Source organism: Amycolatopsis sp. SID8362, assembly GCF_010550475.1.
GTDB classification, from domain to species: Bacteria; Actinomycetota; Actinomycetes; order Mycobacteriales; family Pseudonocardiaceae; genus Amycolatopsis; species Amycolatopsis eburnea.
In genome coordinates, this window is the sequence record NZ_JAAGNB010001659.1 from 1 (window position 1) to 13,784 (window position 13,784).

Annotated in this window: 12 protein-coding genes and 1 pseudogene; 10 read left to right on the forward strand and 3 right to left on the reverse strand. The window is 71.1% G+C overall.

The features are described 5' to 3' along the window. Both G3I65_RS50900 and G3I65_RS50905 read left to right on the forward strand, forming a co-directional pair. Window positions 1–497: hypothetical protein (locus G3I65_RS50900; protein WP_160703104.1), on the forward strand; the 497-nt coding region annotated here is incomplete at its 5' end. A gap of 40 nt (window positions 498–537) precedes the next feature. After that, window positions 538–1,926 carry a M20/M25/M40 family metallo-hydrolase gene (locus G3I65_RS50905; protein ID WP_160703106.1) on the forward strand — a complete coding sequence of 463 codons (1,389 nt, stop codon included), beginning with the start codon at window positions 538–540 and terminating at the stop codon, window positions 1,924–1,926. Here the strand turns inward: G3I65_RS50905 and G3I65_RS50910 are convergent. Both G3I65_RS50910 and G3I65_RS50915 read right to left on the reverse strand, forming a co-directional pair. Then, window positions 1,923–2,879, reverse strand: a complete 957-nt coding sequence (locus G3I65_RS50910) for a Gfo/Idh/MocA family protein (RefSeq protein WP_125305971.1) — start codon at window positions 2,877–2,879, stop codon at window positions 1,923–1,925. The genes G3I65_RS50905 and G3I65_RS50910 overlap by 4 nt on opposite strands. After that, window positions 2,876–3,982, reverse strand: a complete 1,107-nt coding sequence (locus G3I65_RS50915; protein WP_160703108.1) for a DegT/DnrJ/EryC1/StrS aminotransferase family protein — start codon at window positions 3,980–3,982, stop codon at window positions 2,876–2,878. The genes G3I65_RS50910 and G3I65_RS50915 overlap by 4 nt, the downstream gene beginning before the upstream one ends. A 149-nt stretch (window positions 3,983–4,131) precedes the next feature. On the opposite strand from G3I65_RS50915, the gene G3I65_RS50920 reads away from it, so the two are divergent. The 7 genes from G3I65_RS50920 to G3I65_RS50950 are packed head-to-tail and all read left to right on the forward strand — an operon-like array spanning window position 4,132 to window position 10,494. Then, window positions 4,132–4,851, forward strand: a complete 720-nt coding sequence (locus tag G3I65_RS50920) for a UDP-N-acetylglucosamine acyltransferase (protein ID WP_160703110.1) — start codon at window positions 4,132–4,134, stop codon at window positions 4,849–4,851. Between the two features lie 11 nt (window positions 4,852–4,862). After that, window positions 4,863–5,108, forward strand: a complete 246-nt coding sequence (locus tag G3I65_RS50925) for an acyl carrier protein (RefSeq protein WP_086861949.1) — start codon at window positions 4,863–4,865, stop codon at window positions 5,106–5,108. Continuing rightward, window positions 5,101–5,832 carry an SDR family NAD(P)-dependent oxidoreductase gene (locus G3I65_RS50930; RefSeq protein WP_160703112.1) on the forward strand — a complete coding sequence of 244 codons (732 nt, stop codon included), beginning with the start codon at window positions 5,101–5,103 and terminating at the stop codon, window positions 5,830–5,832. Before G3I65_RS50925 ends, G3I65_RS50930 begins: the two co-directional genes overlap by 8 nt. Next, window positions 5,829–7,223, forward strand: coding sequence for an AMP-binding protein (locus G3I65_RS50935; protein WP_160703114.1), 1,395 nt, complete (start codon window positions 5,829–5,831; stop codon window positions 7,221–7,223). Before G3I65_RS50930 ends, G3I65_RS50935 begins: the two co-directional genes overlap by 4 nt. Then, window positions 7,220–8,272, forward strand: coding sequence for an acyl-protein synthetase (locus G3I65_RS50940; protein WP_160703116.1), 1,053 nt, complete (start codon window positions 7,220–7,222; stop codon window positions 8,270–8,272). The genes G3I65_RS50935 and G3I65_RS50940 overlap by 4 nt, the downstream gene beginning before the upstream one ends. Next, complete coding sequence (locus G3I65_RS50945; protein ID WP_160703118.1) at window positions 8,269–9,513, forward strand: acyl-CoA reductase; 1,245 nt, start codon at window positions 8,269–8,271, stop codon at window positions 9,511–9,513. The genes G3I65_RS50940 and G3I65_RS50945 overlap by 4 nt, the downstream gene beginning before the upstream one ends. Window positions 9,514–9,525: 12 nt before the next feature. Continuing rightward, window positions 9,526–10,494, forward strand: coding sequence for a lysylphosphatidylglycerol synthase transmembrane domain-containing protein (locus G3I65_RS50950; RefSeq protein WP_160703120.1), 969 nt, complete (start codon window positions 9,526–9,528; stop codon window positions 10,492–10,494). A 152-nt stretch (window positions 10,495–10,646) separates the two neighbouring features. Here G3I65_RS50950 and G3I65_RS50955 read toward each other — a convergent pair whose 3' ends face one another. Next, entirely contained in the window at window positions 10,647–12,533 is a 1,887-nt protein-coding gene (locus G3I65_RS50955; RefSeq protein ID WP_160703122.1) for a DUF6541 family protein, read from the reverse strand. Between the two features lie 271 nt (window positions 12,534–12,804). Between G3I65_RS50955 and G3I65_RS50960 the strand changes: the two are divergent. After that, window positions 12,805–13,784, forward strand: a pseudogene (locus tag G3I65_RS50960) (hypothetical protein); the annotation flags it as partial.

Consider the following 13,784-nt stretch of genomic DNA (forward strand, 5'->3'; position numbering starts at 1 on the left):
AGCCGCCCGCGCCCGTGTCGACGACGTCGGCGCCGTCGACCGCCGCGCCGGCCGCGGAGCAGCCGATCGGGGACGTCATCGGGACCGGGATCAAGACGGCCCGCGGCGAGATCGTCTTCTTCGCGCGGGCGGTCGACGCGCCCGAGCTGCCGGACATCCACTTCGGGCTGGTGGCCGGGTTCCGCTCCGGGCAGACGCTCGAGTCCGTGCTGATGACGAACGAGTTCCACGGTTCCGACCGGTCGTTCGGCTTCCACGCCACCGACGGCGGCGAGCTCTCCGGCAACGAGGTCATCCCCGTCTTCGGCTACTTCGCCGGCCAGGCGGCGCGGATCACGACGACGGTGCACGGCAAGACCGTCGACGCGAGCCTGGCGCGGTGGACCGGGGACCCGAACGTGGTCGTCTTCTGGTTCGACCCGGTCGTGGTCCCGAACTCCGCCGTCCTGACGCCGCTGATCGCCTACGACGCCGCCGGGAAGCGGCTCACCAAGTAGGCGGTACCCGCCGGGGCACCGCGGGCGTAAGAAACCCACCGTGACCTCTCGACGAGCGTTCCTCACCGCGACGGCCGCACTCGGGCTGGCGGTGTCCGCGGCCCCGGCCGGCGCCACCGAACTCGGCGACCGCGGCCCCGGCGGCCCGGTCCGCCCGCAGCGTCCCGGCCCCCAGCTGCGAGCCCTGCTCCGCCAGGTCGACGAACGGCGGATCGAAGCGACCGTCCGGCGGCTGGCCGCGTTCGGCACGCGGCACACGCTGTCCGCCCAGGACGACCCGGTCCGCGGCATCGGCGCCGCGCGCGACTGGCTCTTCGCGCAGTACCAGCAGATCGCGGCCGCTTCCGGCGGACGGCTGACCGTCGAGCTGCAGTCGTACGTCCAGCCACCCGCCGACCGGATCCCGGTGCCGACCACGATCACCAACGTCGTCGCGACGCTGCACGGGTCCACCGACCCGGAACGCGTGTACGTCGTTTCGGGGCACTACGACTCGCGCCGCACCGACGTCATGGACTTCACCGGGGACGCACCGGGCGCGGACGACGACGCTTCGGGCGTCGCGGTCGCGCTGGAACTGGCGCGGGTGCTCTCGACCCGTCAGCCGGCGGCCACGATCGTCTTCGCCGCCGTCGCGGGCGAAGAGCAGGGCCTGTACGGCTCGCGGTTCATGGCGAAGCAGTTCAAGGCGGCCGGCACCGACGTCCAGGCGATGTTCACCGACGACATCGTCGGGTCCAGCCGCGCCGACGACGGCACGCGCGACCCGTTCACGATCCGCCTCTTCGCCGAGGGCGTGCCGACCGCGGAGACGCCGGCCGAGGCGAACCTGCGCCGCAGCATCGGGGGCGAGAACGACTCCCCGCCGCGGCAGCTGGCCCGGTTCGTGAAGTCGGTGGCGGAGAACGACGCGACCGGCATGACGGTCCGCGTGATCTACCGCCGCGACCGCTACCTGCGCGGCGGCGACCACATCGGTTTCCTGGAGCAGGGCTACCCGGCGGCGCGGTTCACCGAGCCGAACGAGGACTTCGCGCACCAGCACCAGGACGTCCGCGTCGAAAACGGTGTCCAGTACGGCGATCTGCCGGAGTTCTGCGACTTCCCGTTCATCGCCAGGGTGGCGCGGGTCAACGGCGCCGCGCTGTGGTCGCTGGCGACGGCGCCGGGAACGCCGAAGGGCGTGAAGATCCGCACGGCCGCGCTGACGAACGACTCCGAACTGCTCTGGGACGCCACCCCGGGCGCCACGGGCTACGAGGTCGTCTGGCGCGAGACGACGGCCCCGGACTGGACGCACGCCCTCGACGTCGGCCCGGCGCGGACGGCGAAGATCGACCTGTCCAAGGACAACGTCTTCTTCGGCGTCCGCGCGGTGGGCCCCGACGGCAGCCGGAGCCCGGCCGCGTTCCCGGCGCCGGTCAGCTAGGCCGCAGCCTGCGTGAGCACCTGCTCGACCACGTGGTGCGAAGGCAGGATCAGGTCGCGCTCGGTGTCGGCGTCGACCTTGCCCTCCAGCAGGTCGCAGAAGCGGTCCAGCTGGGTGGCCAGCGGCTCGCGGGCGGTGACCAGCTCCGGGATCTCGATCACCGTCTGCTGGCGGTAGCCGAGGCCGTCCGGGGTGACGGAGTCGTGCGAGACGTGGCGGTAGATCGTGACGTCGCGGCGCAGCAGGTCGATCTCGATCAGCCGGTCCAGCTCCGACACCACCAGCGAGCGGACCTTCTTCTGGCCCAGCCGCGACGCCGACACCGTGGCCAGGCCGGTCGGGAACGACAGCACCGTCTCGATGGTGTCCTCCGCGCCCTCGACCGACGACGGGTGGAAGTACCCCGCGCCGGACGTCACGCGGGCCGGGGTCGCGCCGCCGAAGAACTGGATCGCCAGGTCGACGTCGTGCACCAGGAGGTCCCACGCGACGCCGGTCTTGATGCGCGGCGCGTACGGGCCGTGGCGGCGGGCCATCAGGTGCACCGGCTCGTTCACCAGCGCCCGCGCGGTCATGACCGCCGGGTTGTAGCGCTCCAGGAGCCCGCACATCAGCGGGACGTCCTTCTTCGCCGACAGGCCCACGATCTCCTGGGACTTCTCGAAGCTGTTGCAGACCGGCTTTTCCACCAGCATCGGCTTGCCCTGGCCGAGGATCTCCTGCGCCAGGTCGTAGTGCGCCTCGGTGGCCGACGCCAGCACGACGGCGTCCACATCGGACAGCGAGCCGATCTCCGGCGTCCACCGGGTTTCGTAGCGGTCGGCGACGGCCTTGCCCGCTTCCTCGCGCGGATCGATCACGCGGACCAGGTCGACGCGCTCGTTCCCGGCGAGCACGCGAGCGTGGAGGGAACCCATGTTCCCGGTACCGACAAGAGCGATCCGATGCGTCATGCGCCCAGTACCTCGCGAACGGTTTCGATGATGGTGTCCAGGTCGGACTCGGTCAGGTGCGGGTGCACCGGCAGCGAAAGGGCCTGCTCCGAAACGGCCTTCGCGACTGGGAAGTCCTCGACGCGCGCGCCCGGGATCAGGTCGTGACCCGCGTAGCACTCGTAGTCGAAGACGATCTTGGGGTAGTAGATGCCGTTGCCGATGCCGCGCTCGGTGAGCGCCGCGGCCAGCTCGTCGCGCGAGAGGAACGCGTGCGGCCCGACCAGCACGGTGTACTGGTGCCACACGTGCTCGCGGCCCGGCAGCACCTTCGGGACGTCGAGGCCCAGCGTGCCCGCGAGACCCTCGGACAGCCGCTTCGCGTTGGCCTGGCGGGCGGCGGTCAGCTGGTCGAGCTTCGCCAGCTGCGGGATGCCGACGGCCGCGTGCAGGTCGGTCATCCGGTAGTTGTGCCCGGCGACCTCGTACTGGTAGCGGGCGCGCATGCCCTGGTTGCGCAGCACGCGCAGCTTGTCGGCCAGCACGTCGTCGTCCGTCGTGATGACGCCGCCCTCGGCGGTGGTGATGTTCTTCGTCGCGTACAGCGAGAAGCAGCCGATGCCGAACGAGCCGGCCTGCTTGCCCTCGAACGACGCCCCGACGGCCTGCGCCGAGTCCTCGATCACCTGGAGGCCGTGCTCGGCGGCCAGCGGGGCCAGCTTGCCCATGTCCGCGGTCTGGCCGTAGAGGTGCACCGGCATGAGCACCTTCGTGCGGTCGGTGACCGCGGCCGCGACGGCGTCGGGGTCGATCGCGAAGTCGTCGCGCCGGATGTCGGCGAACCGGACGGTCGCGCCGGCCTCGAGGATCGCGTTGAGGGTCGCGACGAAGGTGAACGGCGAGGTGATGACCTCGTCACCCGGCTTCAGGTCGAGGACCTGGAGGGCGGCGACCAGCGCGGTGGTCCCGTTGTTGACCGCGATCGCGTGCTTCGTCCCGGAGACGGCCGCGAAGGCGTCTTCGAAGCGCTTGACCATCGGTCCCTGTGCGATGGCGCCGGAGCGCAGCACCTCGACGACGAGGTCCTCCGCGTCGCGGACGTCGACCACAGTGATGGGGATCATGGGCAGTCTCTCTCGGCAGGCGATTTCGGCGCGTCCGGTACAGTGGGCCGCCGGTTCTGCGCCCGGCCTCCCTGCAACAACGCGGGCCACACGTTACCGGGCGCGGTAGCACGCCCAGTACCCAGCCGCCGACGAACGGACGACCACCCGTGGCCAACCGCATCCACCCGACCGCCGTCATCGGCGAAGGCGTCGAACTCGGCGAGGAAAACGTCATCGGGCCGTTCGCGGTGATCGTCGGGCCCACCCGCGTCGGCGACGGCAACTGGATCGGCCCGCACGTGACGATCGGCACGCCCGGCGAGGATCGCGGCCGCCCCCACCCCGCGGCCTGGGACGAGACGCCCGTCGGTGACCCGGATCACGACGGCCACGGCGTGGTCATCGGCAGCCGCAACCGCCTCCGCGAGTACGTGAGTGTCCACCAAGGGACCTGGCGGACGACGACGATCGGCAGCGACGGCTACTACCTCCGCAACTCCCACATCGCGCACGACTGCCTGGTCGGCGACGCCGTGACGATCGCGTCGAACGCCGTCACCGGTGGCCACTGCCACATCTGGGACGGCGCCAACCTCGGCATGGGCGCGATCCTGCACCAGAAGGTCGTGATCGGCCCCGGCGCGATGATCGGCATGGGCTCCGCGGTGCGCCGCGAGATCGGCGCGTTCACCATCGCCGTCGGCAACCCGGCCCGCGTCACCGGCGTCAACGTCGTGGGCCTGTCCCGCCGCGGCCTCGACGAGGAGACGATCGAAGCCCTCGGGCCGTGGCTGAAGGGCAAGGAAGGTCTCCCGGACGTCACGCTGCCCGGCGACCTCTCTACCTTGGTAAAGGCGTGGGACGCTCGCCCGCGCGACGAGCACTAGGAGTCACGAACATGGCGGATGTCGCCCCCAAGCTGCGCGAGGTCTTCGTCGAGGCGCTGGACCTCGACGCCGACGTGGACGTCGAGAACCTGAAGTACCGCGACCTCGAGGCGTGGGACTCGGTCGGCCACATGGCGCTGGTCGCGGCCATCGAAGACGAGTTCGACGTCGAGTTCGACACCGACCAGGTCATCGACATGTCGAGCTTCAAGGTCGCCGTGGACATGGTCACCGAGCTCCAGTCGAAGAATGACTGATCTTTCCGGTCGCGTCGCGCTCGTCACCGGCGGGACGCGGGGGATCGGCCTGGCCACCGCCCGCGCTCTGGCGGAGGCGGGCGCGACGGTGGTGCTCACCGGCCGCGACGAGGCTCGCGCCAAGGAAGCGGCCGCTTCGGCGGGCGCGGCGTCCGGGCTCGCCCTCGACGTCACCGACGCGAAAGCGGTCTCGACGGTCGTCCGGGGCGTCGCGAAGGAGCACGGCAAGCTCGACATTGTCGTGGCGAACGCCGGGATCATGGAGGACGCGCTCCTCGGCATGATCAAGGAAGAGCTGGTCGACACGACGCTGAACACGAACGTCGCCGGCACGCTGCACACCGTCCAGGCCGCGGCGCGGGCGATGATGCGGAAGAAGACCGGCTCGATCGTCGTGCTCGCGTCGATCGTCGGCGAGCACGGCAGCGCCGGTCAGACGGTGTACGCGGCGTCGAAGGCGGCGGTGGCGAACATCGCGCGGTCGGCGGCGAAGGAGCTCGGCCGGTCCGGCATCCGCGTCAACGCGGTCGCGCCGGGCGTGATCGAAACCGATCTGACCGCGGGCCTGAGCGAAGACGCGAAGGCCGAGAACGCGGGCAAGACGCCGCTCGGGCGCCTCGGCCGCGCGGAAGAAGTGGCGAACGCGATCCGGTTCCTGGTGGGTGATGAGGCTTCGTTCATCACCGGGCAGGTGCTGGGCGTCGACGGAGGCTTGGTGTTGTGACGCTGTTGGGTGCGGGAGCCCGGCTGGTCGATGTGGCCGGGGGCCGCACGCTGGCGGGCGCGGAACTGTCGGCCGAGGTCGGCCGCTCCATGGAAGCGCTGGCCGGGCTGCCGGTCGGCGTCGTGTTCGCGCGGATGTCGGTCGACCTGCCGAGCGTGCTGACCTACCTGGGCGCGTTCGAATCCGGCCGGGCGATCGCGCTGATCGACCCGGCGCTGGACGCCGACGTGCTGGCCGGGCTGGTCTCGCGCTTCCGGCCGGCGGCGGTGCTGTCGGCTTCGGGCGACGCGCCCGATGGCTACACCGTGCGGGGCGACGACTGGGTCCGGGACTCCGCCGAGGGCGTGCAGCCGCACCCCGACCTGGCCGTCCTGCTGCCGACCAGCGGGTCGACCGGCAACCCGAAGCTCGTGCGGCTCTCGCGGCAGGCGGTACTGGCCAACGCCGACGCCATCGCGCAGGTGCTGCACATCGACGCCGACGAGGTCGCGCCCACCTGCCTGCCGCTGCACTACAGCTACGGCCTGTCGGTGCTGAACTCGCACCTGGTGCGGGACGCGACCATCGTGATCGAGCCGTCCGGCGTGCTCGGCCGCGGCTTCTGGGACGCGGTCAACACCTACGGCGTCACGTCCCTCTCGGGCGTCCCGTACCACTACGAAATGCTGCGGCGGCTCAAGTTCGACCCCGCGAAGTACCCGACGCTGCGCACGCTGACGCAGGCCGGCGGGAAGCTGCGCGACGACCTGATCGCCGAGTTCAACGAGAAGATGCTGGCCGTCGGCGGCCGGATGTACGTCATGTACGGCCAGACCGAGGCCTCGCCGCGGATGACGACGGTGCCCGCCGAAAGACTGGCCGAAAAGCTCGGTTCCGCCGGGCCGGCGCTGCCGGGCGGGAAGTTCGCGGTCCGGCGCGACGACGGTTCGGAGACCACGCACCCGAAAATTGTCGGTGAGGTCGTCTACCGTGGGCCCAATGTGATGCTGGGTTACGCGGACGACGAGTCCGGCCTGGCCAAGGGCGACGAATACGGCGGCGTGCTCGCCACCGGTGACCTCGGGTACCTCGACGAAGAGGGGTACCTGTTCATCACCGGGCGGCTCAAGCGCATCGGCAAGGTGTTCGGCAACCGCGTCAGCCTCGACGACCTCGAGCAAGCCGTGCGCACCGCGGCGGTCGGGATCGACGTGGTGGCGGCCGTGGCCGCCGGCGACAAGGTCGTGCTGTTCGCCGAGGGCGTCGACAAGGACATCTGCAAGGACGCGTCGCGGGCGCTGTCCGAGCGGCTGCACCTGCACGCCAGCGGCTTCGACGTGCGCCCGATCGAAACCGTGCCGCTGCTGGCCAGCGGCAAGATCGACTACCGGACCTTGGAGGGGCGGGTATGAGCGTGTTCACGCGGTCGCAGGCCGATCGGGAAGCCTTGCTGCTGCCCGAACTCGCCTCGCTGACGGCCCACCACCGGGCGAATTCCGAAGGCTACGAACGCATCCTGTCGTCGCTGGGAATCGCGCCGGACGCCGCTTTCGGCTCGATCGCGGAGCTGCCGTGGCTGCCGGTGCGGATGTTCAAGACGCACGACCTGAAGTCGGTGCCGGACAGCGAGGTCTTCAAGACGCTGACGTCGTCGGGCACGACCGGCGCCGGCGCGTCGCGGATCTACCTGGACAAGGAGGCGGCGGGCGCGCAGACCAAGCAGCTCGGCGCCACCCTGCAGGAGGTACTGGGCGGCGAGCGGCTGCCGATGCTGATGGTCGACACCATCGGCATCATCAAGAACCGCCGTTCGTTCTCCGCGCGCGGCGCGGGCGTGCTGGGCATGGCGAACTTCGGGCGCAAGCACACGTACGTGCTCGACGAGAACGACAAGCCCGACGTCGAAGCCGTCAAGAAGTTCCTGGCCGAGTACGGCGACAAGCCCTTCCTGATCTTCGGCTTCACGTTCATGGTCTGGCTGTACCTGTACGAGGTAGCGCGGGACAACGGCCTCGACCTGTCGAACGGCATCCTGATCCACAGCGGTGGCTGGAAGAAGCTGATCGACCGCGCGGTGGACAACACCGAGTTCCGGCGGCGGTTCAAAGAGGACACCGGCCTGACCCGGATCCACAACTACTACGGGATGATCGAGCAGATCGGCACCGTGTTCCTCGAGGGACCGTCCGGCAACTCGCTGTACTGCCCGGACTTCGCCGACGTCGTGATCCGGAACCCGGAGACGTGGGAAGAGCAGCCGGTCGGCGAGCCGGGCGTGATCGAGGTCGTCTCGACGCTGCCGAAGTCGTACCCGGGCCACGTGCTGCTCACCGAGGACCTCGGCGTCTACAACGGCATCGACGACGGTGACTGGCCGGGCAAGCACTTCTCCGTGCTCGGCCGGCTGCCCAAGGCCGAGGCCCGCGGCTGTTCGGACACCTTCTCGGGAGCGGCGGCATGACGTCCCTGACCCAGCGTTTCCCCCTGGCGGACGCCGTTTCGGCCGGCGACCTGGTCGCGCAGCTGCGCACCGAGCCACCGGGTGGCCGGCTGCGCGTCGGCGACCCGCGGATCGTCGAGTTCGTCACGAAGTTCGCCCGCAAGCTGCTGGCCCCGGCCACCGCGCGCCGGTTCCCGGAGCTGGCGTCGCTCGGCTTCTTCCTGCGCAAGGGCGAGATCGCCAAGGCGTTGTCCACTCTGGACACTTCGGGGAACGCCCTGCGGTTCCCGCGCGGGCTGGTGTTCCACGTGCCGCCGGCGAACGTCGACACGATCTTCGTCTACTCGTGGGCGCTGTCGGCGCTGGCGGGCAACCACAACGTCGTCCGCGTCTCGTCGCGGTCGGCGGGTGCCGCGGAGGCGGTGCTGGAGGCGCTGAACGCCGCGTTGTCCGAAGTGGACGCTTCGGTCGCGGAGGCGGTCACGGCTACCCAGCGCATGGTCACCTACGACCGCAGTGACGAGGTGAGCGGCGCCCTGTCGCTGGCCGCCGACCTGCGCGTCATCTGGGGCGGCGACGGCTCGGTCGCGGCGCTGCGGAAGTACCCGCTCGCGCCGCACGCGCGCGACCTGACGTTCCCGGACCGCTCGTCCTTCGCCGTCGCTTCGGTGGCGGGCTGGCAGCGGGCGTCGTCGGAAGAGCGTCGCGCGGCCGCCGAGGGCTTCTACAACGACTCGTACTGGTTCGACCAGGCCGCCTGCTCGTCGCCGCGCGCGGTGTTCTGGGTCGGCGACGAGTCCGGCGCGCGCGAGGCCGGCCAGGAGTTCCGCACCCTGCTGGCCGCGGTGCTGGCGGTGAAACAGCACGTCACCGAGCCCGCGATGGCGGTCCAGAAGCGCGTGTCGGCGTACGGCGCGGCGGTCGACGGCCTGGTCAAGGAGATCGCGTTCGACGGCAACGGGCTGGCCACCCTGGAGCTGGCCGACCCGGCGGTGCTGCCGCGCGAGTGGCTCGGCGCGGGCACGTTCGCCAACGCCCAGGTGTCCACTTTGTCCGATCTGGTGCCGATCGTCCTCCGCAAGGACCAGACGGTCAGCCAATTCGGCTTTACCACCGAAGAGCTGACGGCGTTCGCACACGAGCTGGCGGGTCGCGGAGTCGACCGGATCGTGCCGTTCGGCAGCGCCCTGACGTTCTCGGCGGTCTGGGACGGTTACGATCTGCTCTCCGAGTTCAGCCGCCTGGTCACGGTGCAGGCCTGAGGAGACCCGTCGATGACGACAGTTGAGGACTTGCCGGCCGCCGGCAAGCCGCCGAAGTCCACCAAGGCGAAGGTCCTCGACGTCGTCAGATGGGTCGCGATCCTGCTGGTCATCGGCTTCGCGGCCAAGCAGCTCGCCTCGAACTGGGGCGAGTTCTGGCACACCCTGCGCGACGTCGCCTGGCAGTCGTCGCTGCTGAGCCTGCTCGCCCTGGTCGCGGCGATCATGGTCTCGACCTGGGGCTGGCAGGTGATGGTCGACGACCTCGGCAAGCCGATCGGTTACGCCCGCGGCGCCCAGATCTGCCTGGTCGGCTCGCTCGGCAAGTACGTACCGGGCTCGGTGTGGGCGTACCTCCTGCAGATGGAGCTCGGCCGCAAGGCGGGCCTGGCCAGGGCCCGGATCTTCACCGGCTCCCTGATCCAGCTGGGCGTGGGCGTGGTCTCGGCGCTGGTGGTGTCGCTCCTGGCGGCCCCGGCGGTGTTCAGCAACAGCCCGCGCGCGCTGTGGCTGTTCGTGCTCATCCCGGTCGGCCTGGTCATGCTGCACCCGAAGGTCCTGACCTGGGGCACGTCGCTGGTGCTGCGCATCCTCCGCCGCCCGCCGCTGGCCCACCCGCTGGGCTGGAAGGTGGTCGGCAAGGTCTTCGGCGCCTCGACGGCGGCGTGGTGCCTGCAGGGCATCCACCTCTGGCTGCTGGCCAACTCGGTGGGCACCCCGGGCTTCAGCGGCTTCGTGCTCTGCGTGGGCGCGATGGCGGTGGCGATGACGGTCGGCACGTTCGCGTTCATCCTCCCCAGCGGCGTCGGCGTCCGCGAGGTGGCCCAGGTAGCGGTCCTGACGGCGAGCGGCCTGACGGTCGGCCAGGCCACGGCCTTCGCGGTCGCCTCCCGGGTGATGTTCACGGTCGCCGACCTCCTGACGGCGGGCATCGCCGCGGTGGCGGCCCGCTCGACCCGCCCGGTGACGACGACCGCCTGACCGGAGTTGCCCACAGGTTGTCCACAGGGCTTACGCACATGTGGACAACTCGCCCGGCCTGACCGACCTCGGCCCCTGCCCGCAGCGGACCGAGCGCCTGGCGCTCCGCGGGCCTGGCGGCGCGTCCGAGCTGCCCGGGCGGCGCCCCGGCCTCAAGCCACCAGCCGGTAGATCACCGCGTCCGAGTTGCGGAAAGCCTCCTGCAAGAACGGCGCGCCCGCCAATCCGATCAACCCCGCCTGATAAGGCTTTCCCGGCTCCGTAGACGGTTTGCCCAAAATCACCCAATGGATGTTCAACCGCCGCACCGCGGCGCGCACCTCGGGGTCGGTCGCGTAATCCCTGAACCGGTCCGCCAGCAACCGTGCGTCCGTCGGTGGCAAAGTTTCGTCGAAATGCCCAGCGACCGTGCGAATACCCGACAAAGCATAGGTCCACGCCGTTCCGTCGAAACGGTCGTTCATCGCCCACTCGCCCGGGCGCGCGAGCCGGCCGAGTTCCGCCATGGCGGCGATCTCCCCGGGGGTCGTGCGCTGCTTCGCCGGGTCCGCCGCCTGGTAGCCGGTGTACACGCGGGCGCCGTTGGAGCGGACGTACAAGCCGTTCGACAGCAGCGCGAACCCCAGCAGCACCACCGCCGCGGTCGCGGCCGCCGGGATCCGGGCGGGCAGCCGGTCGCGCAGCCACGCCTGCGTCGACGCCAGGCCGTGCGCGGCCAGGACGGACAGCGGGATCGCCGCCATCGAGAAGAAGCGGTACGGGTCGTCCCACCACGGGCGGGACAGCGCCATCACGATCGGGGCGTTCGACGACGCCACCGCGACGTAGGCCAGGCCCGTCACCGCCGCCGTCAGGCCGATCCAGCGCAGCGCGCCCGCCCTGGCGAAGAACACGATGCCCAGGAACAACGCCACCGACAGCCAGATCTGCGGGTGCGGCTCGAAGTGCTGGAACCCCAGCAGCGCCCCCAGCGCCGTCGTCGCGCGGTACTCGCTTGGCCAGCCGTAGTACGGCACCGCGCCGTTGGCCAGGCCCAGGGCGCCGGACAGCTGCAGCCACGCCACCACCAGCGACACCAGCGCGATCGGCAGCAGCGCGAGCAGGTCGCGGCCGATCCGGCGCCACGCCGTGAGCCAGCGCTGCACCAGCAGCGGCCCGGCGAACAGGATCCCGCCGAACAACGTCGACGAGTGCACGCACAGCAGGCCTACCGCGGCCAGGACCAGCACGAACCCGGTGTCCGGCGCCGGCCGCTGCAGGTACCGGTGCAGCGCCACCGCGCCCAGCGGCGTCAGCGCCACGCCCAGCGCGAACGGCAGCAGCGGGCCGCGGTCCATCGACTCGTAGACGCCCATCACCGGCGCCACCGCCGTCAGCGCCACCGCGCCGGCGAGCACCGCGCGACCGCGGAACTCCCGCACCAGCGTCACCAGCGACAACGCGAGCAAGCCCGGCAGCAGCACGGTGTTCGCGTCCAGCGTCTCCGGGATCGACGCGCCGCTCAGCCGGTACGTCACCGAGGCCAGCAGGTGGTACCCGTTCGGGTAGAACACCGGCGCCGCGTCGCCGTACCAGTTCACGTGGCCGGTGCCGAACAGGCCGCCGTCGCCGGTGTCGGCGATGTAGCGGACCGCGTTGCCGTGGTAGACCGCGTCGAAGCCCTGCGGCAGCGCGCCGAGCCTGCCCATCCCGAGCAGGGCCGCGGCCATGCCGACCGCGGCCGCGGCGAGCACGCACGCCACCACCGCGACGTGCCCGCGGCGCGCCCACAACCCGGGTTCGGGCTCCGGCGGCCGGCGGCGCACCGCCAGTTTCCGGGCACCGAACGCGACCCCGGCGAAAACGACGGTGGAAACGGCGTAAGTCAGCGCGTTGAAGGGCACGCCGAGCGCCGCGGTCCACGGTCCGGTCAGGCCGCCGGCCGCGTAGCTCGCCAAGGGCGCCAGCCCGGCCAATGCCCAGCCGCGCAAACCGGCCGCGAGACCGATCAGCAGTCCCGGGACGGCGATGACGACAATGGCGGTACAGACGGAAAGCACGGTGGAGAGTAAGCCGCCGAAGATCGCCCGTGCGTCGCGGGGTGAGTAGTCCGTTCCGGCATTTCGGCGACGTCACTTCGACCGTCGAACCTGCCACCCGATCGGGTTATATTGACGAGTGAATTTCCTTGATTGACTAACGCGGAGTAGGCGATCTTCGGTCTTTTCGATCGCCCGGGGTAAACCGAAGGAAACGCACCGCCGCCGATGGCCGATAACCTGGCGGTGCCGCCCGGCCGGGCGGACGCGGGGGACGACGTGAGGGGGACGGGTGGTCTACGCGGTCGTGGTGGCGTGGCTCGTCCTCGCCGCGATCGTCGTCCTGTCCTGGACCCGCCTCGACGCCGAACGCGGCTGGCGCGGCACGGTCCTCGCGCTCACCCTCGGCCTCTCGCTGCTCCACCAGCTGCTGTTCGCGACCGTCACCGAGGACGCGCTGGTGTCCTTCCGGTACGCGCAGAACATCGCCGACGGCAACGGGCCGGTCTTCAACCCCGGCGAACGCGTCGAGGGCTACACGAACTTCTTCTGGCTGGTGCTGATCGCGCTGCCGCGGGCCGCGTTCGGCGCCGAGGTCGACACCACCGCCGTCGTGTTCGGGGTCGCCGCCGCGCTCGGCTGCGTGCTGCTGGCCTACTTCCTGGTCAACCGGATCGTCGCCGCGGCCACCGCGGAGGGCAGCGAGCCGCGCGCCGCGATCGGCGTCGCCGCCGCGGTGCTCACGGCGAGCGCCGGCGGACTGGCCGTCTACGGGCCGTCCGGCTCCGAGGTCCCGCTGTTCGTGCTGCTCGTCCTCGCCGTCGGCTACTCGCTCGCGGCGCGCCGCCCGGTCGTCGCCGGGGTGCTGGTCGCCTTCGCGGTCATGACCAGCCCGGAAGGGCTCGTCGTGGCCGTGCTCGGCGGTCTGTGGCTGGCCGGCGCCGCCGCGAAGAAGCAGCACAGCTGGTGGGCGCCGGTCGGCTACCTGCTGGGCGCGCTGGTGTTCCTCATCCCGCGGCTGGCCTGGCGGATGACGTTCTACCAGCACTACCTGCCGGCGCCGCTGGCCGCGAAGCTCGGCGCCGGGGTCGGCTCGACGGTCGGCACCGGCTGGCCGTACCTGTCCGGCTTCGCGCTCGCGCACCAGGGCTTCCTGCTGCTCGGGCTGGTCGCCGCGGTCGCGCTCCTGCTGCGCCGCGGCACCGCGGGCGAGGCACGCGCGTTGATCTGGCTGCTGTTCGCGACGGCGATCGCGCTGGCGGCGGCCGCGGT

Coding starts and splice junctions, on each gene's coding strand:
- G3I65_RS50915 (WP_160703108.1), bottom strand. CDS start 3,982: ATGATCCCCATCACTGTGGTCGACGTCCGCGACGCGGAGGACCTCGTC.
- G3I65_RS50925 (WP_086861949.1), top strand. CDS start 4,863: ATGGCGGATGTCGCCCCCAAGCTGCGCGAGGTCTTCGTCGAGGCGCTG.
- G3I65_RS50950 (WP_160703120.1), top strand. CDS start 9,526: ATGACGACAGTTGAGGACTTGCCGGCCGCCGGCAAGCCGCCGAAGTCC.
- G3I65_RS50945 (WP_160703118.1), top strand. CDS start 8,269: ATGACGTCCCTGACCCAGCGTTTCCCCCTGGCGGACGCCGTTTCGGCC.
- G3I65_RS50910 (WP_125305971.1), bottom strand. CDS start 2,879: ATGACGCATCGGATCGCTCTTGTCGGTACCGGGAACATGGGTTCCCTC.
- G3I65_RS50940 (WP_160703116.1), top strand. CDS start 7,220: ATGAGCGTGTTCACGCGGTCGCAGGCCGATCGGGAAGCCTTGCTGCTG.
- G3I65_RS50930 (WP_160703112.1), top strand. CDS start 5,101: ATGACTGATCTTTCCGGTCGCGTCGCGCTCGTCACCGGCGGGACGCGG.